A 23,039-nucleotide genomic window follows, 5' to 3' on the forward strand; every position below is an offset into this window, starting at 1 on the left:
GGTCAGCCGGCGGTGTATGGGTCCAGGCCGCAGTGGTCGCGCAGCCAGGGCGCCGGGTCGATCGGGTCCCCGCCGTGCGGCCGGACCTCGAAGTGCATGTGCGGGCCGGTGGTGTTGCCGGTCATGCCGACCGCGCCGACCTGGTCACCGGCGTACAGGGTCTCGCCGACCGAGACGCTGAACTTCGACATGTGGTTGTACCAGGTGACGGTGCCGTCCTCGTGCCGGACCTGGACCTGGCGACCGTACGGGCCGGCCCAGTCGGCGAAGATCACGACACCCTTCATCACGGTGCTGACCCGGGTGCCGACCGGCGCCGCGAAGTCGAGGCCGGTGTGGTTGTGCGCCCAGCGGCCGCCACCCTGACCGAACGTCGCGGTGATGTGGTAGCCGGTCAGCATGATCTGGCACCGGCTGGCCGACTCGCGCTGCTTCTTCTCGGCGGCCTCGGTCTTCGCCTTCGCGAGCGCCAGCGCGCTCGCCCGCTTGGCGGTGAGTGCCTTGGTGGCGGTCAGCTTCGCGGCGCGGGCCTTGGCCAGCTGCGAGGCGGCGGATTGCTTCTTGGTGGTCGTTGTGTCGGCCAGCTGGACCCGGGAGGAGTCACGGGTGGCGAGCTGACGCGCCTCGATGCGAGCCGTGGTGATACCGGACAGCTGCTGCCCACTGTTCAGGCTGAGGGCCGCGAGGTTGACCGCGGAGTTCGCCTGGGTCGGTGACGCCAGTGTGCTGTGGCTGAAGCCGACAGCTCCGGCTGCCGCGGCGAGCGCGGCGGTCAGTCCGACGATCTGGGAACTGCTGGGGGTATTACGCCTGGCAACGCGATGCTTGGCACTCTGACGTCCTGCGCCGGTCTTGCGCGCAGCGTTGCCTGGCGTGACGCGGTCTCCCGCGGCACGGTGCTGGGACACAACGTGGCCTTTCGGTCACAGGGGAGGGGATCTAGCTCTGTGCTGCCCGCTCGGAGGGTTTATTCCCCGGGAGGACTCACAGACCATAACGGAAGGGTCACAGGGTGACAAACCCCGCCACCCCCTTTTTCCGGGCTCCTTCACGAAACTTTTGCATGCGCGGCTGCACGTGCATCCGCCACAAGCGCCCAGAACGCTTCCCGGTCAGGCAGTTCGGGGTTCCTCGTCCAGGTGGGCCAGTACGCCGGTGATCCGGTGTACGACCGCGCCGTGGAACGGCAGGGACAGGTGACCCACGCCGTGCACCCGGACGTTGTCCGCCACCAGATCGGGGTGCCGGATCCGGGCCCGGCGCTGCGGCACGATCAGCTGGTCGACGTCGCTGTAGAACGCGACGAACCGGCTCCGGCAGTCCGGCGCGGGCTCGGCGAGCTCGGCCATCAGGTCGCTGTCCGGCCGGACCTGCTTGACCAGCGGCCAGGGCAGCAGCTTCGCGGCCATCGTGCCCTGGTGCGGTGTGCCGAGCGTGACGCAGGTGTGGACGCGGGCGTCGCCGCCGAGCCGCTGGATGTAGTACCGCGCGATCAGCCCGCCGAGACTGTGCCCGACGACATGGATCTGGTCCGACCCCGACGCCTCGCAGATCGCCTCGATCTCCTGGCCCATCCGCTCTGCGGTCCGCCGTACGTCCAGCGTCAGCGGCGAGTACGAGAACGTGTGGATGCTGCCGAAGCCGCGACGGACCAGGTGCCGGCGCATCAGCGCGAAGATCGTGTGGTTGTCGATGATCCCGTGCGCCAGCAGGATCGGCGTACCGGCGGCACGTACGTCGCTGACCAGCAGGCCGCGCTGGGCCGGGCCGAGGCCGGCGAGGTTCAGCCGGGCGGGCAATGCCGGTGTGCGGCCGATCAGGCCGAGCGGGTACATCGCGAGATGGGTGGTGAGCCAGCCGAGCTCGACGGCCGCGCCCTGCAGCACCCGCGGCGAGAGTGCGGAGCGGGCACCGTACGCGAGCCCGTCCAGCGCGCCGCGGAGGCCATTCTGAAAGTCGCCCATGAGGCGCCTCCTCACAAAACCAGACCCCCCGGTGGTCCGATCTCTTGCTCCACGGTAACCGCTTCCAACCGAGGGTGGCGGGGAACACACGGCTCCGTGTCTTATCCGTGAGGTGACCAGCGGTTAGCCTGCGAGCATGCCTGCTACGAATCCGTTGCGCGTTGTCGTTGCCAAGCCCGGTCTGGACGGTCACGACCGCGGAGCCAAGGTCGTGGCCCGCGCCCTGCGGGATGCCGGCATGGAGGTGATCTACACCGGGCTGCACCAGACCCCGGAGCAGATCGTCGAGACCGCGATCGCCGAGGACGCGGACGCGGTCGGGCTGTCGGTGCTGTCCGGCGCGCACATGACGCTGTTCAAGCGGGTCCGGGAACTGCTCGCCGAGCGGGACGCCGAGGACATCGTGGTGTTCGGCGGCGGCATCATCCCGGACGCCGACCTGCAGCCGCTGGCCGAGCTCGGCGTGCACAAGATCTTCACCCCGGGAGCGACCACCACCGAGATCGTCGAGTGGGTCCGGTCGAACGTCGGCGACGCGTCCGCCTCGCCCGCCTGAGCCCCCGTAACGGAGTTGTGAATCCGCTCCGGAGCGTAATGACGACTGCTTGGAGTCGTTCTGAACAGTCATGCCCTCTTCAGCAAGGCTACTGATCAGTAATACCGAATCGTTAAGAAATACCTGGTTGTGCGGGCTTCCCAAACGCGGTCGCATACAGCCATGCGGCTGACCGTTTCAGAGACCGCCGGACGAGGCTGTGTGTGGCTCAGAACACATCGGCCGGTTCTCGGTTACTGTCCGGACAGGGCGGATCGCAGCGCGGTGGGGGACTGTGACCGGCTGCCGCAGGACCCAAGCGATGTCCCATCGGGAGAGGGCAGGTAAACGATGAGGTTTGAACGATCACACGCACGCAGGACGGCGTTCGTCGCCGTCGCAGGCAGCCTTGCGCTGCTTGCCACCGCGTGTGGTAGTGGCGATGACGGAAGCAGCAGCAGCGGGGGCAGTTCGGCCGGGGCGCTCGACGGCCGGGGCCCGATCACCCTTGCCAGCGGCAAGGACACGTCCGGGAACCTGCAGAACCAGCTGGACGCCTGGAACGCGTCGCACCCGAACGAGAAGGTCGAGCTGAAGGAGCTGCCCGAGGACGCTGACGCGCAGCGCCAGCAGATGGTGCAGAACGCCCAGGCCAAGTCGGACGCGTACAGCGTCCTGGTCATGGACGTGGTCTGGACCTCGGAGTTCGCCGCGAACCAGTGGATCACCCAGATCCCCGAGGACAAGGTGCCGGACCTGGGCAAGCTGCTCCCGGCGACTGTGGAGACCGCGAAGTACCGCGACAAGCTGTACGCGGTCCCGATGACGTCGGACGGCGGCCTGCTCTACTACCGCAGCGACCTGCTCAAGCAGGCCGGTGTCACCGAGCCCCCGAAGACCTGGGACGAGATGAACGCCGCCTGCAAGAAGGTCCAGGCGCTGCCGGCCGGTAAGAACATCGGCTGCTACGCGGGCCAGTTCGAGAAGTACGAAGGCCTGACGGTGAACTTCTCCGAGGCGGTCAACTCCGCCGGCGGTGACATCGTCGACAAGGACGGCAAGCCGAACGTCAACACGCCCGAGGCCAAGGCCGGCCTCGAGCAGCTGGTGAACGACTTCAAGTCCGGGGTGATCCCGAAGGCCGCGATCACCTACAAGGAGGAGGAGAGCCGCCGCGCCTTCCAGGACGGCAAGCTGCTCTTCCTGCGCAACTGGCCGTACGTGTACGCGCTGGCGAACAAGACCGACGGCTCCTCGAAGATCGCCGGCAAGTTCGCGGTGGCGCCGCTGCCGGGCAAGACCGGTGCCGGTGTCTCCTCGCTGGGCGGTCACGACTACGCGATCAGCTCGTTCGCCAAGAACAAGGCGACCGCGATCGACTTCATCAACTTCATGGCGAGCGAGGCCCGTCAGAAGGCGAACGTCGAGAAGACCTCGCAGGCTCCGACCTGGGCGTCGCTGTACGACGACCCGGCGCTGCAGAAGCAGTTCCCGTACCTGACGCCACTGAAGGCCTCGATCGAGGGCGCGAAGCCGCGTCCGAAGGTCGTCAAGTACGGCGACGTCACCGCCGCCATCCAGGCAGCGGCGTACGACGCGCTGAGCCTGAAGACACCGCCGGACAAGGCGCTGTCCGACCTGCAGACCAAGCTGCAGTCGCTCATCACGAACTGATCGTCGTGCCGGGGCCGGTGGGTGGAGCTGTCGTGACCACGCACCGGCCCCGGTCCGTCCCCTGCCCGGGTCGCCCCGGGGAGCAAAGGAGTCTCAGGTGACTGTAACTGCGCCGGTCGCGGAACGACCGGCCAAGAAACCGAAGCGCGTGCAGCGCTTCGACGAGGGCACCGGCCGACTGGCTGCGATCCTGCTCTCACCGACGCTGGTCGTACTGGCCCTCGTCGTCCTGTTCCCGATCATCTCTGCGCTGCGCGAATCGCTGTTCCAGAGCGGTCAGCACCTGGACGCGAACGGGTTCGTGGTCCAGGGATCGCAGTGGGTCGGGCTGCAGAACTACGCCGACATCTTCCGCGGCGACACCGGGCACCGGTTCTGGAACGCGTTCTACAACACGACGTTCTTCACCGTGGTCTGCGTCGTCCTGGAGACCATCCTCGGCGTCGCGATGGCGCTGATCATGCACAAGGCCTTCAAGGGCCGCGGCATCGTCCGGGCCAGCATCCTGGTCCCGTGGGCGATCCCGACCGTCATCTCGGCGCTGCTGTGGAAGTGGATCTTCCAGGCGGACGGCGTTGCCAACGGCATCATCGGCACCCAGATCCTGTGGTCGACCGAGGGCTGGCAGTCCAAGCTCTCGGTAGTCATCGCGGACACCTGGAAGACCGCACCGTTCATCGGCCTTCTGGTCCTGGCCGGGCTGCAGACCATCCCGGCCGAGGTCTACGAGGCCGCCAAGGTGGACGGCGCCAACGTGATGCAGACCTTCCGGCGGATCACCCTGCCGCTGGTGAAGCCGGCTCTGCTCGTCGCGGTGCTGTTCCGGATCCTCGACACGCTGCGGATCTTCGACCTGCCGTTCGTGCTCGTCGGTGCGCACAAGACCTCGGTGGAGACGCTGTCGATGCTGGCCTTCGACGAGGCGGGCAACGTCAGATACGGTCCAGCGGCCGCGTACGCGACCGTGTTGTTCGTGTACGTCGCCGTGGTCGCCTACATGTTCGTGAAGATCCTCGGCGCGGACGTGATCGGTGAGGCACGGGCCAAGAAACCCGGCGGCAAGCGCCGGAAGAAGAGTGGCGGCTCGGGCACCGCGGCGGGATCGGCCGCCGTCACGCTGAATGCCGCGTCCGGTTCAGGGAGGACTGTCTGATGGCTTCCGAGATCCCGCAGGCGCGGGCCGGCGAGAACGCCGCCCTGAAGCGCTGGCTGCCGCTGCTCGGCGTCGCGATCATCGTGATCTACTGCCTGGCGCCGTTCTACTGGATGGTGGTCTCGGCGTTCCGGCGGCCGTCCGACCAGTTCTCGAACGCACCGATCCCGACGCCGTTCTCGATCGACAACTTCAAGGACGTGTTCAGCGGCTCGAACGGTTTCGGCCGGGGCCTGCTGAACAGCCTGATCGTGGCCGGGACGGTGACGATCCTGACGCTGATCATCGGCATGATCGCGGCGTACACGCTGGCCCGGCTGGACTTCAAGGGCAAGAACATCGTGCTCGCGGTCATCATCACCACGTCGATGTTCCCGGGCATCTCGATCGTCGTACCGCTGCTGAAGCTGTTCGTCGACATCAAGTGGATCAACACGTACCAGGCGATGATCGTGCCGAGCCTGTCGTTCGCGCTGCCGCTGGCGGTGTGGAACCTGACCGCGTTCTTCCGGCAGATGCCGCAGGAGCTCGAGCAGGCCGCGATGGTGGACGGCTGTACGCCGGCCCAGGCGTTCCGCAAGGTGATCATCCCGCTCGCGGCACCGGGCGTGTTCACCACCGCGATCATCACGTTCATCGCGGCCTGGAACGAGTTCCTGATCGCGCTGAGCATGACCAACAAGAAGTCGATCCAGACCGCGAACGTGATCATCTCGCAGTTCACCGGTACGACCGGACGCGACCAGCCGTTCGGCAGCCAGATGGCCGCCGGTGTGGTGGTCACGATTCCACTGGTGATCGCCGTACTGCTGTTCCAGCGGCGAATCGTCGAGGGCCTGACGGCTGGAGGTGTGAAATGAGCGCCTACGACCGGGACCGCGAGGACCGGGAGCGCCGCGACCGGGAAGACCGGGAACGCCGCGATCAGGAGGAACGCGATCGCCGCGACCGCGAAGACCGCGACCGCCGCAACCGCTGAGACAACGGCCGGAGCCATCAGGCTCCGGCCGTTTCCGTTGGTCAGGCCTGCAGCCAGACGGCGGTGTCGGGGGGTAGCTCGTCGTTCGCGAGCGGCGCGCTGCTCAGCAGGCGCTTCCTGAGCGGCGGCAGCGGGATCGGGGCGTCCGTCAGGTTGACGATGCAGTGGAAGCCAGGGTCGCGGGTGAAGGACAGGACGCCCTCGGGGGCGTCGGTGTCCCACGCGAGGCGCCCTTCGCCGAGTGCGGGGTGCTCGCGGCGGATCCGGAGCGCGGCCTTGTAGAGGTTGAGGTGGCTGTACGGATCACCTTCCTGGGCCTCGGCGGTCAGCGGTGCCCAGTCGGCCGGCTGCGGGAGCCACGGCTGCTCGGTACCAGGACCAAAGCCGTACGGCGGCTCGGTACCGGACCACGGCACGGGGACCCGGCAGCCGTCGCGACCGCGGACCGTGTGGCCGGAGCGTTCCCAGGTCGGGTCGTCGAGCTTGTCCTCCGGCAGGTCCTCGACCTCGGGCAGACCGAGCTCGTCACCTTGATAGATGTACGCGCCGCCCGGCAGCGCCAGCTCCAGCAGCGCCGCGGCCCGCGCCCGGCGGAGGCCGAGTGCGAGATCCGTGGGGACCACGCCGGCGCCCTCCAGCGCGTCCTTCGGGTCCCGTCCGTACCGGGTGCGGTGCCGGATGGTGTCGTGGTTGCTGAGCACCCAGGTCGCCGGCGCCCCGACCGCCCACAGGTTCTCGGTGGTGTGGTCGATGACCTCGCGCAGCTCCTTGGCGTCCCATTTCGCCCGCAGCGCGTCGAAGTTGAACGCCGAGTGCAGCTCGTTCGGCCGGACGTACTGGGCGAGCCGCTCGGCCGGTGACAGCCACGCCTCGGCCACGAAGACCCGCGGCCCCTGCGGCGTGCCGGCGTACTCGTCGGCGATCGCGCGCCAGCGCTGGTGGATCGTGTGTACGCCCGGCTGGTCGTAGAACGGGTTCCCGACGTACTTCTCGTGGGTCGGCTTACCGTTGTGCAGCGGTACGTCGGGCAGCGCCGGGTCCTTCGCCATCGAGTCGGCGACGTCGATCCGGAATCCGTCGACACCGCGGTCGAACCAGAACCGCAGGATCGAGTCGAACTCCTCGATCACCTTCGGGTGGTCCCAGTTCCAGTCCGGCTGCGAGATGTCGAACAGGTGCAGGTACCACTGACCGTCTTCAATCTGCTGCCAGGCGCCGCCGCCGAACGAGGCCGGCCAGTTGGTCGGCGGCCCGCCGTCCTCGGAGTCGCGGAACCAGAACAGGTCGCGCTCCGGCGAGCCCTTTCCGGCGGCCAGCGCGGCCTTGAACCACGGGTGCTCCCAGGAGCAGTGGTTCGGGACCAGGTCGATCAGGATCCGCAGGCCGAGCGCGTGCGCCTCGGCGATCAGCGCGTCCGCGTCCGCCAGCGTGCCGAACTCCGGGTTGATGTCGCGGTAGTCCGCGACGTCGTACCCGCCGTCGAGCAGCGGGGACGGGTACCAGGGGCTGATCCAGAGCGCGTCCACGCCGAGGGCGGCCAGGTACGGCAGCCGGGCCCGGATCCCGTTCACGTCGCCGGTGCCGTCACCGTCCGCGTCGGCGAACGAGCGGGGATACACCTGGTAAACGACGGCACTACGCCACCAGTCGTCCAGTGGTCTGGTCTCAGGATCAGTCATAAAGACAAGCGTCGCACGGTCGCCGGAGGGCCTGTGACGGTCGTCTCAGGGAGTACCCCGGCTGTTGCCGTCGGCGCAAGGGTGGCTAGTGTCAGGAATCCGTACAGGCGAGAGAGGGACCACACTCGTGGATCTGATGGAATTCCAGGCGAAGACGGTCTTCGCCAAGCACGGGGTGCGGACGACCGTGGGTGCGGTTGTCACGACTCCGGAGGAAGCGCGCGCGGCAGCCGAGAAGATCGGCGGCCGGGTGGTCGTGAAGGCCCAGGTCAAGACCGGTGGGCGCGGCAAGGCCGGCGGCGTCAAGCTGGCCTCGAGCCCGGACGAGGCCGAGGAGAAGGCGCGAGAGATCCTCGGGCTGGACATCAAGGGTCACGTCGTCAAGATCCTGAACATCGTGCCGGCCGCGGCGATCGCCGAGGAGTACTACTTCTCGTTCCTGGTCGACCGGGCGAACCGCAACTACCTCTGCATCGCCTCCGCCGCCGGCGGCATGGAGATCGAGGAGGTCGCGCACACCAACCCGGACGCGGTCGCGCAGATCTCGATCGACCCGGCGCAGGGCGTGGACGAGGCCAAGGCGCGGGAGATCGCGGAGGCGGCCAAGTACCCGGCCGACGTGATCGACGCCGTGGTCCCGGAGATCGTCAAGCTGTACGAGGTGTTCATCGCCGAGGACGCGTCGCTGGTCGAGGTGAACCCGCTGGTCAAGCTCGCCGACGGCAACGTCGAGGCGCTGGACGGCAAGGTCACCCTGGACGAGAACGCGGACTTCCGGCACCCGGACCACGCGGAGTTCGAGGACGTCTCGGCGGCCGACCCGCTGGAGGCGGCGGCCAAGGCCAAGGGCCTGAACTACGTGAAGCTCGACGGCTCCGTCGGCATCATCGGCAACGGCGCGGGTCTGGTCATGTCGACCCTGGACGTCGTCGCGTACGCCGGTGAGGAGTTCGGCGGCCAGAAGCCCGCGAACTTCCTCGACATCGGTGGTGGCGCCAGCGCCGAGGTGATGGCCAACGGCCTGGAGATCATCATCTCCGACGAGCAGGTGAAGAGCGTGTTCGTGAACGTCTTCGGCGGCATCACCGCCTGTGACGCGGTCGCGAACGGCATCGTGCAGGCGTTCGAGCTGCTGGCTTCGCGCGGCGAGGCCGTGACCAAGCCGCTGGTCGTCCGGCTGGACGGCAACAACGCCGAGGAGGGTCGCCGGATCCTCGACGAGGCCGGGCTGACCGGTCTGGAGCGGGTCGACACGATGGACGGCGCCGCCAAGCGCGCCGCCGAGCTGGCTGCGAAGTAGGGGACCGCGAACAATGTCTATCTTCCTGACCAAGGACAGCAAGGTCATCGTCCAGGGCATGACCGGCTCCGAGGGCACCAAGCACACCACCCGGATGCTTGCCTCGGGCACCAACATCGTCGGCGGCGTGAACCCGCGCAAGGCGGGCCAGAGCCAGGACTTCGACGGCAAGTCGGTCGCGGTCTTCGGCACCGTCGCGGACGCGGTCAAGGAGACCGGCGCGAACGTGTCGGTCATCTTCGTCCCGCCGAAGTTCACCAAGGACGCCGTACTGGAGGCCGTCGCGGCCGAGGTACCGCTGGTCGTGGTGATCACCGAGGGCGTGCCGGTGCACGACACCGCCGCGTTCTTCGCCGCCGCGCAGGCGTCCGGCAAGACCCGGATCATCGGCCCGAACTGCCCGGGCGTCATCACCCCCGGCTCGTCGAACGCGGGCATCATCCCCGCCGACATCGCGGGTCAGGGCCGGATCGGCCTGGTGTCGAAGTCGGGCACGCTGACGTACCAGATGATGTACGAGCTGCGGGACTTCGGGTTCTCGACCGCGATCGGGATCGGTGGCGACCCGATCATCGGGACCACGCACATCGATGCGCTGCAGGCGTTCCAGGACGACCCGGACACCGACGCGATCGTGATGATCGGTGAGATCGGTGGCGACGCCGAGGAGCGGGCGGCCGCGTTCATCAAGGAGAACGTGACCAAGCCGGTCGTCGGGTACGTCGCGGGCTTCACCGCGCCGGAGGGCAAGACCATGGGTCACGCCGGCGCGATCGTCTCCGGCTCGTCCGGAACCGCGGCCGCGAAGCAGGAGGCCCTCGAGGCCGTCGGCGTGAAGGTCGGTAAGACGCCGACCGAGACCGCCAACCTGATGCGCGAGATCATGCAGGGCCTGGGCAAGTAGCCAGAGCTGCCGGGAGCGGGACCTGCCCCTTCGGGGGTGGGTCCCGTTCTACTTGTAGACCACCGAGCGGTCGACCGCGCGGACCAGTGTCTCGTTGAACGCGGCGTCGGTGATGTCCAGGTTCTTCAGCACCGGGTAGAGCAGGTACACCACGCGGTCCCCGGAGCCGGCGACGCCGATCCGGTAGTGGAACTTCTTGCCGTCCCCGCTGTCGTACGTGGCCTTCCAGCTCTTGCCCGTCACGGTGCTGGTCTTGACGCTGCCGGTCCCCTCGGTCTGTGCGTTCGAGACGTTCTTCTCGCAGTTGTCGAGGTTCTTGCGGATCTTGTCCGCGTAGTCCGTCGCGGCGGCCGCGGTCGGGAACTTGACGACGGTGTCGTCGATACCGAACTCGGTCGGCACCTTCGCCCCCGGCGCCACGTACGTCACGGTCGAGTACTTCGACGCCTTGGCCTTCTTGAGCGTGAGCTTCTCGCAGCCGGTGCCGTCGCCGGTCTGCGCCGGAGCGCTCACCCAGGGCTTGTCGACCTCGGGCAGCAGCGGCAGGTCGGCCGGCGCCATGAAGCCGGGCGTGTCGACGTTCGGCAGCAGGGCCGGCTTCGCCAGGGCGGCGCCGGTGCCGCAGCCGCCGGTCTGGGCGCAGATCTTCTTCGCCGCCGCGTTCGCCACCTTGAGGACGGCGTCCGGCCGCGGCGGCGTCGCCGTCACGGTGTCGTGCTCGACGACCATCGTCGCCTGCCCGGCCAGGGTGACCGCGACCGTCCGGTACTTCGTCGTCTTCGCGCCGGGGACCTGCCCGAAGACCGCGATCACTCCGGCCTGACCGACGCCGGTGGTGACATAGCCCGCGGACAACCGGGTCTGTGGGCTGGAGCACTGGCTGAGCCAGCGGACCACCAGGTTGTACGTCTTCGCGGCCGCAGTCTTGTCGTTCGACACGTCGACGTACTGGACGGCGGTCTCCTTGGTGACCGAGTTCTGCAGGGTGCGGACCCAGGTCCGCAGGCCGGCCGGGTCCGCGACCCGCTGCGGCTGGCATGCGAACGAGGTGTCCGGGGCGTCGTCGCCGCCGGCCGTCCCGGTGACCGTCCAGGCGCCGGTCGCGCCGAGCGTCTTCGCGCTCGCGGCGTCCAGCAGGAGCTTGTCGTCGGCCAGGACGTTCGACTGGGTCGACTTGTCGTCGGCCGGGCCGCTGGCGCCCGCCTTCGGGCCCTCGGTCTTGTCGCCGCCGAACGCGTTCAGCGCGGCAACTCCGCCGCCGCCGACCAGGACCACGACCGCCACACCGGCGGCGATCGTCTGGTTCCGCTTGCGCGCCTGCTGCCGTCGTGCCTCCCGGGCAGCGGCGCGACCGCCGCCGCGTTGTGCACGGTGGGAACCGGCCAAAGCTTCGACCTCCTGACTGATTCCACCTGACAGTACCCGGTGGACCCACGCCGCTCCCAGTCAGCTACCACCAGGCGAACTCGTCGCGACTGACGGTGAGCAGGCGGGCTGAAGTCTTCCACATCCGGCGTGTCAGGACGAGCGGCGTCCGTGCCCGGAGAGACGATGGGAGTCAGATGACCGACATGCTGAGCCGCCCGGGCGCGCGGGACGGCGAGACGCCCACGTCGGAGATCGCCGCCCCGACCAAGCCGTTGCTCGTGTCGGCCGTGATCTCCGCCGGAGCCTGCCTGCTCACCGGCCTGCTGACCTGCGCCGTGGTCGCCGTGATCGGCTGGCTGGGCGCGACCTTCGGCGGTGCCTCCGGAGCGGTCCGGGCCGGCGCATCCGCCTGGCTGATCGCCCACAAGGCCGGGGTGACGCTTGGCACCGGCCGGATCAGCGTCGCGCCGCTCGGCCTGACTCTGTTCTTCGTCTGGTGCCTGTACCGCGGCGGCAAGTCCGCGGCCCGCTCCAGCGGCGCCGACCGGACCAAAGACCTGATTTCACTCGCCGGGGCGTTCGCGGTCGTCTACGGCCTCGGCGGGCTGGTTGTGGGCCTGCTCACGGCCGAGGGGCCGCTCAAGGTCTCACCGCTGTCCGCGTTCCTCGGCGCGTTCTCGCTCGCCCTGATCGCGGGTCTGGCCGGCATCGTGGTCGAGTCCGGCGCCGGTGAGGACCTCGCGGACGCCACACCAGCCGGCCTGCGCGACGCCGTACCGGCCGCCCTCGCCGCCGTACTGACCATCGTCGCCATTGCCTCGCTCCTGTACGCCGTGCTGCTCGCCATCCACTTCTCCCGGATCACCGGCATGCTCGAGCTTCTGGACGCGGGCGTGATCGGGTCGGTCGTACTGTTCGCGATCTGCCTGATGCTGCTGCCGAACATCCTGCTGTACGTCGTCGCGTTCCTCGCCGGGCCCGGATTCCAGCTGGGGACCGGTACGACGATCGCGCCGACGGGCGTCGACGTGGGGAACCTGCCGGCGCTTCCGCTGCTCGCCGCCGTACCTGCCGATGGGGCCACACCGACGTACCTGCTGGCGCTGACCGCGCTCGTCCCGCTGGTGGCGGGAGCCGTCGCGGGGCTGGTCGTCGTACGGCGAGGGCTCCGGGAGCGGGACGCGTACGCGCTCGGATGGGATGCGTTCGCGCTGCGCGGCGCGATCGCGGCGCTGCTCGCGGGCGTGATCGTGTTCGCGCTGCTGGCGCTGTCGGGCGGCTCGGCCGGACCAGGGCGGATGTCCGCGATCGGGGTTCCGGGTGCGCTGCCGGCAGCCGGCGTGCTGGCGGCCGGGATGGCGATCGGGGCCGCCGTGACGGCGGCCGTGGTGTCCGCCCGCCGACCAGCTGACACCGGAGCCGACGCCGGGCGATAGGCTTCCGGCCGTGACTTCTGCTGCTGACTCCGGTTCTGCACGCCTCGTCGTGCTCGTGTCGGGGTCGGGGTCGAACCTGCAGGCCTTGCTGGACGCCTGCGCCGATCCGGCGTACGGCGCCCAGGTGGTCGCCGTCGGCGCCGACCGGGACGGTATCGCCGGGCTCGACCGGGCTGCGGCCGCCGGGGTGCCGACATTCGTGCACAAGGTGAAGTCATTTGCCGAACGCGCGGATTGGGATCGCGCACTGACCGCGTCGGTACTGGAGCACAAACCCGATCTCGTGGTGTCGGCCGGGTTCCTGAAGCTCGTCGGCGACGACTTCCTGGAGTCCTTCGGCGACCGGTACATCAACACCCACAACGCGCTGCTGCCGGCGTTCCCCGGGATCCACGGGCCGCGGGACGCGCTGGAGTACGGCGTGAAGGTCGCGGGCGCGACGCTGTTCTTCGTGGACGGCGGCGTCGACACCGGGCCGATCATCGGGCAGGTCGTCGTGCCCGTCGAGGACGACGACACCGAAGAAACCCTGACCGAGCGGATCAAGGAGGTCGAACGCCGCCAGCTGGTGGAGTGGGTCGGCCGGCTGGTCCGCGACGGCTGGACCATCACCGGACGAAAGGTTCGACTGAAGTGAGCACCGACCGCAGGCCGATCCGCCGGGCGCTGATCAGCGTCTATGACAAGACTGGTCTGGAGGAGCTCGCTGGAGCACTGCACGCGGCCGGTGTGCAGCTGGTGTCGACCGGCTCCACCGCGGCGCGGATCGCGGCGTCCGGAGTTCCGGTGACCAAGGTCGAGGAGCTGACCGGGTTCCCGGAGTGCCTCGACGGGCGGGTCAAGACGCTGCACCCACTCGTACACGCAGGGCTGCTGGCCGATCTGCGGAAGCCGGATCACGTCGAGCAGCTGAAGGAGATGCGGGTCGAGCCGTTCGACCTGCTGATCAGCAACCTGTACCCGTTCACGGAGACGGTCGCGTCCGGTGCCTCGGTCGACGAGTGCATCGAGCAGATCGACATCGGCGGGCCGTCGATGGTGCGCGGCGCAGCGAAGAACCACGCGAACGTCGCGGTCGTGACGTCTGCCGCGCAGTACTCCTCGCTGCTGAGCGCGCTGCAGGAGGGCGGCTTCTCGCTGGCGGAGCGGCAGCAGTTGGCCGCGGCCGCCTTCGTACACACCGCCGAGTACGACATCGCCGTCGCATCCTGGATGGGCAACGTACTCACGGACACGAGCGAGGGTTCCGGCTTCCCGGCCTGGGTCGGTTCGTCGTGGGACAAGTCGGCCGTCCTGCGGTACGGCGAGAACCCGCACCAGCCGGCCGCGCTGTACCTGAACGGTCGCGGCGGTCTCGCGGCGGCGGAGCAGCTGCACGGCAAGGAGATGTCGTACAACAACTACGTCGACGCCGATGCGGCTCGTCGTACCGCCTATGACTTCAGTGAGCCGGCGGTCGCGATCATCAAGCACGCGAACCCGTGCGGCATCGCGGTCGGCAAGGACATCGCCGAAGCGCACCGGCGCGCGCACGAGTGTGACCCGGTCTCGGCGTACGGCGGCGTGATCGCCACCAACCGGCCGGTGTCGGTGGAGCTGGCCAAGCAGGTCGCGGAGATCTTCACCGAGGTACTGGTCGCACCGGGCTTCGAGGACGGCGCCGTCGAGATCCTGCAGGCGAAGAAGAACATCCGCCTGCTCGTGGCCGAGCCGGTGGACGGATCCGAGGCTGTCGAGATGCGCGCGATCAGCGGCGGCCTGCTGCTGCAGCACCGCGATCGCTTCCAGGCCGCCGGGGACGACCCGTCGGCATGGACGCTCGCTGCCGGTTCGGCCGCCTCTCCGGAGGTGCTCGCCGACCTCGCGTTCGCGTGGAAGGCGTGCCGGGCGGTCAAGTCCAATGCGATCCTGCTCGCCGCGGACGGCGCTTCCGTCGGCGTCGGCATGGGTCAGGTGAACCGGGTCGACTCCTGCCGCCTCGCCGTCACCCGCGCAGGCGACCGCGCTGCCGGTTCGGTCGCCGCGTCCGACGCCTTCTTCCCGTTCCCCGACGGCCTCGAGGTCCTCATCGAGGGCGGCGTCAAGGCAGTAGTCCAGCCCGGCGGCTCCATCCGAGACGAAGCCGCCATCGAAGCCGCCACCAAAGCCGGCATCACCATGTACTTCACCGGCACCAGGCACTTCTTCCACTGATGGCCGGAGCCGACGCGTTGATCAGCCTCACGTCAGGTGAAGCGGAGCACGAGGCGGCCGCGGATGCCATGTTTCTCGAGTGAGCGGTGGGCGTCGGCGGCTTGTGATGCCGGGAGTACGCCGGCGACGCGCAGGGTGAGATCGCCGCGGCCCGCGAGTACGGCGAGGTGGTCGAGCTTCTCCGCTTCCTCGGCGTACTCGCGGACGAAGATCGGGACGACGCGAACCCGGCCGGTCCCGTCGCCCTGGTAGCCGCGCAGGGTGATGACGGTGCCCCCGTCCTTGACCGCGGGGAGCGCGTCGCCCTCGATTACGGCGGTATCGACCAGCCCGTCGACGCCGCCGGGACAATGCCGTCGTACTGCTGCGACGAAGGCGTCACCGCGCGGCACGACCTCGTCGGCTCCGCAGTCGCGGACGAAGGCCTCGTCCGGCTGGGCCGCGTCGGCGATTACGCGGAGCCCAGCCCGCTTGGCGAGTTGAACGAAGTACCCACCGACTGTGCCGGCCGCACCAGTGACGGCGACGGTCGCGCCGGCCGGGAGCGCCAGGGTGTCGAGGGCGAACTGGGCGGTCAGCCCGTTCATCGGGATGGTCGCGGCCTCGACGGTGGTGAGTCCGGCCGGGATCCTCGCGACCGAACGTGCCGGTACGACGAGTTCCGACCGGTAGCCGCCGTGCTCGCCGGCCGGGACCACGATCGCCATCACCGCGTCGCCGATCACGAACTCGACGCCGGCGCCGACTTCGCTGATCACGCCGGCGACCTCCATGCCGGGCACCCGTACGGCGTCCTCGTGCTCGCGAGAGCGGAGCATCGCGTCGGTCGGGTTCACCGTGGCGCTGTGGACCTGGATCCGGACCTGCCCGGGGGTGAGGGGTTGGGCGGCGAGTTCGAGTTCCTCGAGCGCGTCCGGTCCGCCGGGCCGGGTCACTCCGATTGCATGAACCATGGGGTCAGTCCTCCGATTGCCGGCCGCGAAGGCCGTCGAGCAGCAGGTCGCACACGGCGTCGAGTTCGGCGCCGATGCCGGGCGCTTCCCACTCGGCCGCGTGGGCGCGGTGATTGAACTTGGCGGTGGCCGTGAAGACCGCCCTGGCAGTGGCGTCGAGATCGTCGATGCGGAACGTGCCGTCGTCGGCGCCGGCGGCGAGGATCCCGGTCAGTTGGCTGCGGAGGTCGGCGACATGACCGGTCGCGACCCCGCTGTGTGCTGCGGCGAGGATTCCGTAGGCGGCGAACAGTTCCGGGTCGTCGCGAACCTTGGCCTGCTTGAGTTCCAGTACGGCGTGCAGCCAGGCGCGCAGGCGACGGACCGGAGGAACCGCTGCGTCGGCCGCGACCGCGGCGAGGGCGTCGCGGTTCTGGTCGAGCCAGCGCCGCGTCACTGCCTCACGGAGCGCCTGCTTGGAGGCGAAGTGCTTGTAGACGGCGGCATGACTGACCCCGAGCGCCCGCGCGACGTCCACGACGGTCGCCTTGGCGGGGCCGTGCCGCCGCAGGATCTCCTCGGTGGCGGCCAGGATCGACTCCGCGTCCAATCGCGTTCGCTGCTGCACACGGCGTACCGTAGGCAGACCAGGTTACAGATTTCAAGTTCTGTAACCTGAAGCTAGCGAAACCCCCGCGTCCGAATCGTCACCATCCGGCGGAGTATTCCCTGCCCGGGGTCACGCTGCAGGTAGTTGTCAGTTGGGGATGATCAGGCCGAGGACTGTTATGGCTGCGGCGGTGAGGAGGAGGAAGGTGGTGTCGAACATGCGGCTGCGGACGTGGAGGAGGCCGGCGGCGGTGTCGGTGAGGGTGGCTCGGAGGAGGCCGGCGAGGCCTACGGCGGCGGCGAAGACCAGTACGCCGTTGCGCCAGTCGTAGAACCACAGCACGATCAGGCCGGTCAGGGCGACCAGCAACGACAATGCCAGCGGCCACTGACTGCGGCGCTGGGCCTCACCCGCCATCAGCACGCCACTCCCCGGACAATCGGGCCGGCGTCCCGCGCGATCACGCCGGCGTCCCAGGCGGTCGTGCCGGTCATTGCGGGAGGGTGGATTCGGCGGCCTCGACGACGTTGGTGAGGAGCATGGCGCGGGTCATCGGGCCGATGCCGCCGGGCATCGGGGCGATCCAGGCGGCCTGCTCGCGGGCGGCTGCCTCGATGTCGCCGACGATCTTGCCCTCGGCGTTCCGGCTGGTGCCGACGTCGAGCAGGACGGCGCCGGGCTTCACCATGTCCGCGGTGATCAGGCCGGCCGAACCGGCGGCCGCGATCACGATGTCACCGGTACGGACGACAGCGGCGAGGTCCTTCGTACCGGTGTGGCACTGCGTCACGGTCGCGTTCTCGCTGCGGCGGGTGAAGAGCAGCCCCATCGGCCGCCCCGCGGTGACGCCTCGCCCGACGACGACCACGTGCGCGCCGGCGATCGGTACGTCGTAGCGCCGGAGGATCTCCACGCAGCCCTTCGGGGTGCACGGCAGCGGACCTTCCTGGCCGAGGACGAGCTTGCCGAGGCTGACCGGGTGCAGGCCGTCGGCGTCCTTGGCGGGGTCGATCAGGCCGAGGATCGTGTTCGTGTCGACGTGCTTGGGGAGCGGGAGTTGGACGATGAAGCCGGTGCACTCCGGGTTCTCGTTGAGCTCCTTGACCTTGGCCGCGATCTCGTCCTGGGTCGCGGTGTCCGGCAGTTCGACCTGGATCGAGGAGATCCCGACTGCCGCGCAGTCGCGGTGCTTGCCCGCCACGTACGTCCGGCTCCCCGGGTCGTCGCCGACCAGGATCGTCCCGAGCCCGGGCACCACGCCCTGCTCGGCGAGCTTCGCGACCCGGACCTTCAGCTCGTCCTTGATCGCCGCCGCCGTCGCCTTGCCGTCCAGAATCTGAGCCGTCACGACTCCGAAGTCTGCCACGCGAGCCGGCTGTCCCCCTACCCGGACCGCCACCACTCACCAAGTCCGCCGGGGTGCTGGTGCTCCCGCGTGGGATCGGCAGGCGGGATGCGCCTGCGGCGGGTTGGTGAGTGGCTGGGGTCCGGACCGCCAGGCCATCACAACTGGCGGCGCCGACCGCGGTCACGCAGGGGGCCGGGAGAGGCGGGCAATTGTGATGGCCTGGGGATCCGGAATGTGCGGGGAGCTGGCGTGGTTCGAGCAGATAGTTTATTCTTGAACTATTAGCCCAGCGAGGAGCACAGCATGCCTGCCGTGACCGTCAGCGACATCACCGTTCTGCCGCGGATCAGCCCGCAGGACCCGGCCGTCGTGCGGGAGCGTCCCGTGAAGTCGGTGACGTCCGCGCCGAGCGGCTTCGAAGGGGAGGGCTTCCCGGTCCGGCGCGCCTTCGCGGGCGTCGACCTGCGCGACCTCGACCCGTTCATCCACATGGACCAGATGGGTGAGGTGGAGTACGCACCGGGTGAGCCGAAGGGCACTCCGTGGCACCCGCACCGCGGCTTCGAGACCGTCACGTACATGCTCGACGGGATCATGGAGCACCAGGACTCCAATGGCGGTGGCGGCGTGATCTCCAACGGGGACACGCAGTGGATGACCGCCGGCAGCGGGCTGTTGCACATCGAGACGCCGCCGGAGCAGCTCGTCACCAGCGGTGGCCTGTTCCACGGCATCCAGCTCTGGGTGAACCTGCCGAAGGCGCTCAAGTGGGCGCCGCCGCGGTACCAGGACATCCGCGGCGGCGACGCGGCGCTGCTGTCCACGCCGGACGGCGGCTCGCTGATCCGCGTGATCGCGGGCTCGGTCGACGGCCACGACGGCCCCGGCTCGACCCACACTCCGATCACGCTGGTGCACGCGACCGTCAGCCCGGGCGCGGAGCTGATCCTGCCGTGGCAGCAAGACTACAACGCGCTCGTCTACGTCCTCGCCGGTCAAGGTACGGTCGGCGCCGAGCGACGCCCGTTCCGCAAGGGGCAGCTCGCCGTCTTCGGTCCGGGCGACACGATCCGTACCCAGGCCGGTACGACGCAGCCGCAGGCCGAGCCGAACCTCGATGTGCTCGTGATCGGCGGCCGCCCGATCCGCGAACCGATCGCGATGGCCGGGCCGTTCGTGATGAACACGCGCGCCGAGGTGATCCAGGCGTTCGAGGACTTCCAGGCCGGCAAGCTCGGCAGCATCCCGGCCGTCCACGGCGCCCCGACCGAGCTCCGCAGTACGGACAACTAACCCTCGGGGTAGAACAAGAACAGCGTGCAGCCCGCGGCGGACTGCGGGATGTGCGACGACCCGGCCGGGGCGTGGATGAACGAACCGGCCGGGTAATCACGTTCGCCGTCGTTGAACACGCCGTCGACCACGAACACCTCCTCCGGACCAGGGTCGTGGACGTCGATGCCCTCCCACTTGGATCCCGCGTCCATCTGCAGTACGTACGCCTTCGCGACGGCCCCGGACCACAACGGCCGCAGCCGGATGCCAGGGAACACGTCACGGACCGGCGCGTCGTCGACCGACGCCCACTCGTAGCTCTCCATGCCCCGATCATCGCGTTGTGCACGCCTTCGACCCAGTGTCTGAATTGTCCCGATCAGGTACTTTTCTGCCATGCATCGCGTCGTCGCGCTGGTCACCGCTCCGCAGGCGAGCTTCGAGTTCGGCTGTGCCGCGGCCGTGTTCCGCGATCCGCCGTACCGCTTCAGCGTCTGCACCGAGCAGGCAGGGAACGTCCGTACCACCGAGGGTTTCGACATGGTGGTCACGTCCGGCCTGCGGGCGCTCGACCGCGCCGACACGATCGTCGTACCGGGCTGGTTGCCGATCAATCGCGAGCCGTCAGCCGCGGTCGTCCGGGCGCTGACCCGCGCACATCGACGCGGCGCGCGGCTGGTCAGCATCTGCTCGGGTGCGTACCTGCTCGCCGCGACCGGGCTGCTCGACGGGCGCCGCGCCGCGACCCATTGGCGGTACGCCGACGAGCTGCAGCGCCGATTCCCTGCAGTACAAGTAGATCCGGACGTCTTGTACGTCGACCACGGGGACGTCGCGACGAGTGGTGGATCCGGGACCGGGATCGACCTGTGCCTGCATCTCGTACGCAGCGATCACGGGGCGGCGTACGCGGCGCGAGTCGCGCGGCGGATGGTGATGCCGCCGCATCGCGAAGGCGGTCAACTGCAGTACCGGACGGAGGAGCCGCAGTCGGCGCAGTCGCTGGGCGCGGTCCTCGACTGGGCGGCCGAGCATCTCGCCGATCCACTCACCGTCGACGACCTTGCCGCGCAGCTGAACGTGTCAACGCGAACGCTGGCTCGTCGTTTCGAGGAGCAACTGGGTACGGCTCCGGGGCAGTGGTTGCTCGCGCAGCGGATCGCCAAAACCCGTGTACTGCTTGAGGAAACGGACCTCCCGGTCGAGACGATCGCGACGAAGGCCGGTCTGTCCTCGGCAACAAATCTCCGCAGACGCTTCCGCGCCGCCGTCCACACCACCCCCAGCGCCTACCGGCGCGCATACCGGGGTACGCCTACGATCCCTTCATGATCCGACCCGCGATGCCGGACTGCCCGGAGTGCAGCCGGCCGTTGCCGCAGGATCGCCGGTACGCGATCTGGTGCCGGCACTGTGGATGGAACCTCGAGCCGGCGCCCGCCCCGCACGAGCCGGCCTGGCAGCTCGAGCGCGAGCGCAGACTTGCCGACTCGCTGGCCGAGCGTCCCGCGTCCGGTCCGGAGCGCTCGGTGAGCGCCTTCCTGTTGTCGGTTCCGGTTCTCCTGATCCCGCTGCCGGGGCTCCTCGGCGGGATCGCGCTGCTCGTGTTCTATCGGCCGATCTGGTTCGCGGCGCCGTTCGCCGCGGTCCTGTTCGTCATCACCGCGATCTTCCGCCCGCGCATCGACCGCCTCCCCGGCAGCGCACAACCGATCACGCGCACCCAAGCACCCCAGCTGTACGACGTACTGGATCGCCTCGCCGCCCAGACCGGGACGCCGAAGCTGCAGTACGTCGTCCTCACCCTCGACACCCGGATCGCGATCGAACGCGTCGGCCTGCGCTACCGCCGTACCCTCAGGATCGGCCTGCCGTCCTGGACGGTCCTCAACCCCCAGGAGCGGTACGCCGTCCTCGCGCACGCCCTGTACGACGACCGGCGCGGCCTGCACGACCGCGTACTCGGTGCCGCGCAGCACGTGATCGGCGAGCTCGCGGCGGCCGTCACGCCAGGTGCGCTCGACTCGGCCGGAGACGGACGGATCAAACACTCCGAGGGGGTCGTGGTTATCGTCGGGCAGGGCAGCGACGACCAGATCCTGCACAGCTGGCTCGTGAAGCTCGGGAGCGCCGTCCTGGGACCGCCGATCCGCGGGTACTACCGGTTGTTGCGCCGCCTCGATCTGGCGGGCCGGCAGCGCCGCGAGTACCGCATCGACCGGCGGGTCGCCGAGCACATCGGTTCCGAACCGGCGGCTGCCGCTCTCGAACGCGTACTGCTCGCCGACATCTGCTACCGCGCGCTGGAGCGGGCTGTCCGCCTCGGTCGTGCGGACGATCCGCTCGAGGCCTTGCGCCGTACGGCCGCCGAGATCCCCGAGCACGAGTTCGCTCGGCTGGTACAGGTCGATCGGGCGGGCAACGGGCGCAGCGACGCGGACCATCCGCCGACCTGGCAGCGGACCCGGCTGCTGCGCGCGCACCCGACGCCGACGACCAGTGTGTTTGCGCCGAACAAGGATGACGAGCTGAGGGCTGCGGCCCGGGCGGCTGTCGTGAGCCTGCACGACTGACGAGATCTGTCAGTCGTCGGGTCGGCCGTGCCGTGACCGCGGATAAGGTCGGCGGTATGACGAGTGTTGCTGCGGATCTTGCGCCGTCCGGTGTGCTGCGGGCTTCGATCAATCTTGGGAATCCGGTGCTGGCGCAGGGGACGCCGGAGGCGCCGGGCGGGGTGACCGTCGATATTGCATATGAGTTGGCGCGGCGTCTCGAGCTGCCGTTGGAGTTGGTGTGTTTCGACGCGGCGCGCAAGTCGTTCGAGGCGCTGACCACGGGGCGTGCGGACATTTGTTTCCTCGCGATCGAGCCGGCGCGGGCGGCCGAGGTCGCGTTCACCGCGCCGTACGTGGTGATCGAGGGCGTCTACGCCGTACCGCAGGACTCGAAGCTGACCGCGGTCGCCGACGTGGATGCGCCCGGCGTACGGATCGGCGTGAAGCAGGGATCGGCGTACGACCTCTATCTGACCAGGACCGTGCAGCACGCGACGATCGTCCGCGGGAGCGACGGCGTCGACGTGTTCCGCACCGACGGGCTCGAGGTCGCGGCCGGGATCCGCCAGCCGATCACGCAGTACGTCGACGCGCACCAGGACCTGCGCCTGATCGACGAGCGCTTCATGCAGATCCAGCAGGCTGTCGGCACGGTCAAGACGAAGCAGCCCGCGACTGTCGCGTACCTGCACGCGTTGATCGAGGACCTGAAATCCAGCGGCGCCATCGCAGCCTCCCTCGCCGCAGCCGGCCAGTCCACCACGCTGGTCGCACCACCCGCCTGACCGCAGAGGCAACCCCGGAGACCGGTTCTCACGTTCTACGTGAAGCAGACACCGATTTCTGGGGTGAGGAACTGTGAAATTCACGCGTAGAGGTATGCCCGCGATCGCCGTGCTGGCGGTCGCGGGCCTAGTGCCTTGCGTCGGAGTACTGACGCCGGCCCAGGCAGCACCTCCCGCCCAACCGGCACCTTCCGCCCAACCGGCCCCGAAAGCGGCGAAGGCCGATGTCAGCGTCACGCTGGTCACCGGCGACCGCGTCCGGCTCCCCGGCGGGGACGTCGGCAAGCTGACGATCGAGCCGGGCGCCGGGCGGCAGCACGTCGGCTTCATGACGCAGCGGGTCGAAGGG

Annotated in this window: 23 protein-coding genes; 14 read left to right on the top strand and 9 right to left on the bottom strand. The window is 69.1% G+C overall.

What is annotated here, in order from left to right; all coding sequences use genetic code 11:
• Positions 1-2 precede the first annotated feature (2 nt).
• Positions 3-908: a M23 family metallopeptidase gene (locus tag ACGFI6_RS39865; protein ID WP_393127898.1), complete on the bottom strand. Its 906-nt coding sequence runs from the start codon at positions 906-908 to the stop codon at positions 3-5.
• A gap of 204 nt (positions 909-1,112) precedes the next feature.
• A complete protein-coding gene (locus tag ACGFI6_RS39870) occupies positions 1,113-1,964 on the bottom strand; it encodes an esterase/lipase family protein (protein ID WP_393127899.1) in 852 nt (283 codons plus the stop codon).
• A 136-nt stretch (positions 1,965-2,100) separates the two neighbouring features.
• Between ACGFI6_RS39870 and ACGFI6_RS39875 the strand changes: the two genes are divergently transcribed.
• The 5 genes from ACGFI6_RS39875 (at position 2,101) to ACGFI6_RS39895 (ending at position 6,305) form a co-directional block, all read left to right on the top strand.
• Entirely contained in the window at positions 2,101-2,520 is a 420-nt protein-coding gene (locus tag ACGFI6_RS39875; protein WP_393127900.1) for a cobalamin B12-binding domain-containing protein, read from the top strand.
• A gap of 330 nt (positions 2,521-2,850) precedes the next feature.
• Positions 2,851-4,173: an ABC transporter substrate-binding protein gene (locus tag ACGFI6_RS39880; RefSeq protein ID WP_393127901.1), complete on the top strand. Its 1,323-nt coding sequence runs from the start codon at positions 2,851-2,853 to the stop codon at positions 4,171-4,173.
• 97 nt (positions 4,174-4,270) lie between these two features.
• Positions 4,271-5,326, top strand: a complete 1,056-nt coding sequence (locus ACGFI6_RS39885) for a carbohydrate ABC transporter permease (protein ID WP_393127902.1) — start codon at positions 4,271-4,273, stop codon at positions 5,324-5,326.
• Entirely contained in the window at positions 5,326-6,186 is an 861-nt protein-coding gene (locus ACGFI6_RS39890; protein ID WP_393127903.1) for a carbohydrate ABC transporter permease, read from the top strand. The genes ACGFI6_RS39885 and ACGFI6_RS39890 overlap by 1 nt, the downstream gene beginning before the upstream one ends.
• Complete coding sequence (locus ACGFI6_RS39895; RefSeq protein ID WP_393127904.1) at positions 6,183-6,305, top strand: hypothetical protein; 123 nt, start codon at positions 6,183-6,185, stop codon at positions 6,303-6,305. Before ACGFI6_RS39890 ends, ACGFI6_RS39895 begins: the two co-directional genes overlap by 4 nt.
• Positions 6,306-6,346: 41 nt before the next feature.
• Here the strand turns inward: ACGFI6_RS39895 and ACGFI6_RS39900 are convergent, their stop codons facing one another.
• Entirely contained in the window at positions 6,347-7,984 is a 1,638-nt protein-coding gene (locus ACGFI6_RS39900; protein WP_393127905.1) for a glycoside hydrolase family 13 protein, read from the bottom strand.
• Positions 7,985-8,111: 127 nt separating this feature from the next.
• Between ACGFI6_RS39900 and sucC the strand changes: the two genes are divergently transcribed.
• Positions 8,112-9,284 (top strand): ADP-forming succinate--CoA ligase subunit beta, encoded by a 1,173-nt coding sequence (sucC, locus tag ACGFI6_RS39905; RefSeq protein WP_393127906.1) that lies wholly within the window; start codon positions 8,112-8,114, stop codon positions 9,282-9,284.
• Positions 9,285-9,297: 13 nt separating this feature from the next.
• The gene (sucD, locus tag ACGFI6_RS39910) at positions 9,298-10,188 is read left to right on the top strand and encodes a succinate--CoA ligase subunit alpha (protein ID WP_393127907.1); all 891 of its coding nucleotides are present in this window, start codon (positions 9,298-9,300) and stop codon (positions 10,186-10,188) included.
• A 48-nt stretch (positions 10,189-10,236) separates the two neighbouring features.
• Here sucD and ACGFI6_RS39915 read toward each other — a convergent pair whose 3' ends face one another.
• Entirely contained in the window at positions 10,237-11,574 is a 1,338-nt protein-coding gene (locus tag ACGFI6_RS39915; protein ID WP_393127908.1) for a hypothetical protein, read from the bottom strand.
• A gap of 176 nt (positions 11,575-11,750) precedes the next feature.
• Here ACGFI6_RS39915 and ACGFI6_RS39920 point away from each other — a divergent pair, with 176 nt between their 5' ends.
• The 3 genes from ACGFI6_RS39920 to purH are packed head-to-tail and all read left to right on the top strand — an operon-like array spanning position 11,751 to position 15,185.
• Positions 11,751-12,992, top strand: a complete 1,242-nt coding sequence (locus ACGFI6_RS39920) for a DUF6350 family protein (RefSeq protein WP_393127909.1) — start codon at positions 11,751-11,753, stop codon at positions 12,990-12,992.
• A 10-nt stretch (positions 12,993-13,002) separates the two neighbouring features.
• Positions 13,003-13,629: a phosphoribosylglycinamide formyltransferase gene (gene purN, locus ACGFI6_RS39925; protein ID WP_393127910.1), complete on the top strand. Its 627-nt coding sequence runs from the start codon at positions 13,003-13,005 to the stop codon at positions 13,627-13,629.
• A complete protein-coding gene (gene purH, locus ACGFI6_RS39930) occupies positions 13,626-15,185 on the top strand; it encodes a bifunctional phosphoribosylaminoimidazolecarboxamide formyltransferase/IMP cyclohydrolase (protein ID WP_393127911.1) in 1,560 nt (519 codons plus the stop codon). Before purN ends, purH begins: the two co-directional genes overlap by 4 nt.
• A gap of 32 nt (positions 15,186-15,217) precedes the next feature.
• Here purH and ACGFI6_RS39935 read toward each other — a convergent pair whose 3' ends face one another.
• From ACGFI6_RS39935 to ACGFI6_RS39950, 4 genes are all read right to left on the bottom strand, one after another.
• Entirely contained in the window at positions 15,218-16,138 is a 921-nt protein-coding gene (locus ACGFI6_RS39935) for an NADP-dependent oxidoreductase (protein ID WP_393127912.1), read from the bottom strand.
• Positions 16,139-16,142: 4 nt separating this feature from the next.
• A complete protein-coding gene (locus tag ACGFI6_RS39940; RefSeq protein ID WP_393127913.1) occupies positions 16,143-16,745 on the bottom strand; it encodes a TetR/AcrR family transcriptional regulator in 603 nt (200 codons plus the stop codon).
• Positions 16,746-16,874: 129 nt separating this feature from the next.
• Positions 16,875-17,144 (bottom strand): DUF3017 domain-containing protein, encoded by a 270-nt coding sequence (locus ACGFI6_RS39945; RefSeq protein WP_393127914.1) that lies wholly within the window; start codon positions 17,142-17,144, stop codon positions 16,875-16,877.
• A gap of 73 nt (positions 17,145-17,217) precedes the next feature.
• A complete protein-coding gene (locus ACGFI6_RS39950) occupies positions 17,218-18,075 on the bottom strand; it encodes a bifunctional methylenetetrahydrofolate dehydrogenase/methenyltetrahydrofolate cyclohydrolase (RefSeq protein ID WP_393127915.1) in 858 nt (285 codons plus the stop codon).
• A gap of 303 nt (positions 18,076-18,378) precedes the next feature.
• Here ACGFI6_RS39950 and ACGFI6_RS39955 point away from each other — a divergent pair, with 303 nt between their 5' ends.
• Positions 18,379-19,368, top strand: a complete 990-nt coding sequence (locus ACGFI6_RS39955) for a pirin family protein (protein ID WP_393127916.1) — start codon at positions 18,379-18,381, stop codon at positions 19,366-19,368.
• Here ACGFI6_RS39955 and ACGFI6_RS39960 read toward each other — a convergent pair.
• The gene (locus ACGFI6_RS39960; RefSeq protein WP_393127917.1) at positions 19,365-19,676 is read right to left on the bottom strand and encodes a cupin domain-containing protein; all 312 of its coding nucleotides are present in this window, start codon (positions 19,674-19,676) and stop codon (positions 19,365-19,367) included. The two genes, ACGFI6_RS39955 and ACGFI6_RS39960, sit on opposite strands and share 4 nt — an antisense overlap.
• A gap of 70 nt (positions 19,677-19,746) precedes the next feature.
• Between ACGFI6_RS39960 and ACGFI6_RS39965 the strand changes: the two genes are divergently transcribed.
• The 3 genes from ACGFI6_RS39965 to ACGFI6_RS39975 are packed head-to-tail and all read left to right on the top strand — an operon-like array spanning position 19,747 to position 22,690.
• Positions 19,747-20,682 carry a helix-turn-helix domain-containing protein gene (locus tag ACGFI6_RS39965; RefSeq protein ID WP_393127918.1) on the top strand — a complete coding sequence of 312 codons (936 nt, stop codon included), beginning with the start codon at positions 19,747-19,749 and terminating at the stop codon, positions 20,680-20,682.
• Positions 20,679-21,923, top strand: coding sequence for a M48 family metallopeptidase (locus ACGFI6_RS39970; protein ID WP_393127919.1), 1,245 nt, complete (start codon positions 20,679-20,681; stop codon positions 21,921-21,923). Before ACGFI6_RS39965 ends, ACGFI6_RS39970 begins: the two co-directional genes overlap by 4 nt.
• A 56-nt stretch (positions 21,924-21,979) precedes the next feature.
• Complete coding sequence (locus tag ACGFI6_RS39975; protein ID WP_393127920.1) at positions 21,980-22,690, top strand: transporter substrate-binding domain-containing protein; 711 nt, start codon at positions 21,980-21,982, stop codon at positions 22,688-22,690.
• The last annotated feature ends 349 nt before the right edge of the window (positions 22,691-23,039 follow it).

Origin of the sequence: Kribbella sp. NPDC048928, from assembly GCF_043197975.1 — a bacterium.
In the GTDB taxonomy this organism is placed as follows: domain Bacteria; phylum Actinomycetota; class Actinomycetes; order Propionibacteriales; family Kribbellaceae; genus Kribbella.

What these genes read in the sequence shown, in the direction of transcription:
- ACGFI6_RS39965 (WP_393127918.1), top strand. Translation starts at nt 19,747, where the DNA reads ATGCATCGCGTCGTCGCGCTGGTCACCGCTCCGCAGGCGAGCTTCGAG.
- ACGFI6_RS39880 (WP_393127901.1), top strand. Translation starts at nt 2,851, where the DNA reads ATGAGGTTTGAACGATCACACGCACGCAGGACGGCGTTCGTCGCCGTC.
- ACGFI6_RS39870 (WP_393127899.1), bottom strand. Translation starts at nt 1,964, where the DNA reads ATGGGCGACTTTCAGAATGGCCTCCGCGGCGCGCTGGACGGGCTCGCG.
- sucD (WP_393127907.1), top strand. Translation starts at nt 9,298, where the DNA reads ATGTCTATCTTCCTGACCAAGGACAGCAAGGTCATCGTCCAGGGCATG.
- ACGFI6_RS39895 (WP_393127904.1), top strand. Translation starts at nt 6,183, where the DNA reads ATGAGCGCCTACGACCGGGACCGCGAGGACCGGGAGCGCCGCGACCGG.
- ACGFI6_RS39970 (WP_393127919.1), top strand. Translation starts at nt 20,679, where the DNA reads ATGATCCGACCCGCGATGCCGGACTGCCCGGAGTGCAGCCGGCCGTTG.
- ACGFI6_RS39935 (WP_393127912.1), bottom strand. Translation starts at nt 16,138, where the DNA reads ATGGTTCATGCAATCGGAGTGACCCGGCCCGGCGGACCGGACGCGCTC.
- ACGFI6_RS39890 (WP_393127903.1), top strand. Translation starts at nt 5,326, where the DNA reads ATGGCTTCCGAGATCCCGCAGGCGCGGGCCGGCGAGAACGCCGCCCTG.
- ACGFI6_RS39920 (WP_393127909.1), top strand. Translation starts at nt 11,751, where the DNA reads ATGACCGACATGCTGAGCCGCCCGGGCGCGCGGGACGGCGAGACGCCC.
- ACGFI6_RS39955 (WP_393127916.1), top strand. Translation starts at nt 18,379, where the DNA reads ATGCCTGCCGTGACCGTCAGCGACATCACCGTTCTGCCGCGGATCAGC.
- ACGFI6_RS39900 (WP_393127905.1), bottom strand. Translation starts at nt 7,984, where the DNA reads ATGACTGATCCTGAGACCAGACCACTGGACGACTGGTGGCGTAGTGCC.
- ACGFI6_RS39975 (WP_393127920.1), top strand. Translation starts at nt 21,980, where the DNA reads ATGACGAGTGTTGCTGCGGATCTTGCGCCGTCCGGTGTGCTGCGGGCT.
- ACGFI6_RS39875 (WP_393127900.1), top strand. Translation starts at nt 2,101, where the DNA reads ATGCCTGCTACGAATCCGTTGCGCGTTGTCGTTGCCAAGCCCGGTCTG.
- ACGFI6_RS39945 (WP_393127914.1), bottom strand. Translation starts at nt 17,144, where the DNA reads ATGGCGGGTGAGGCCCAGCGCCGCAGTCAGTGGCCGCTGGCATTGTCG.
- ACGFI6_RS39960 (WP_393127917.1), bottom strand. Translation starts at nt 19,676, where the DNA reads ATGGAGAGCTACGAGTGGGCGTCGGTCGACGACGCGCCGGTCCGTGAC.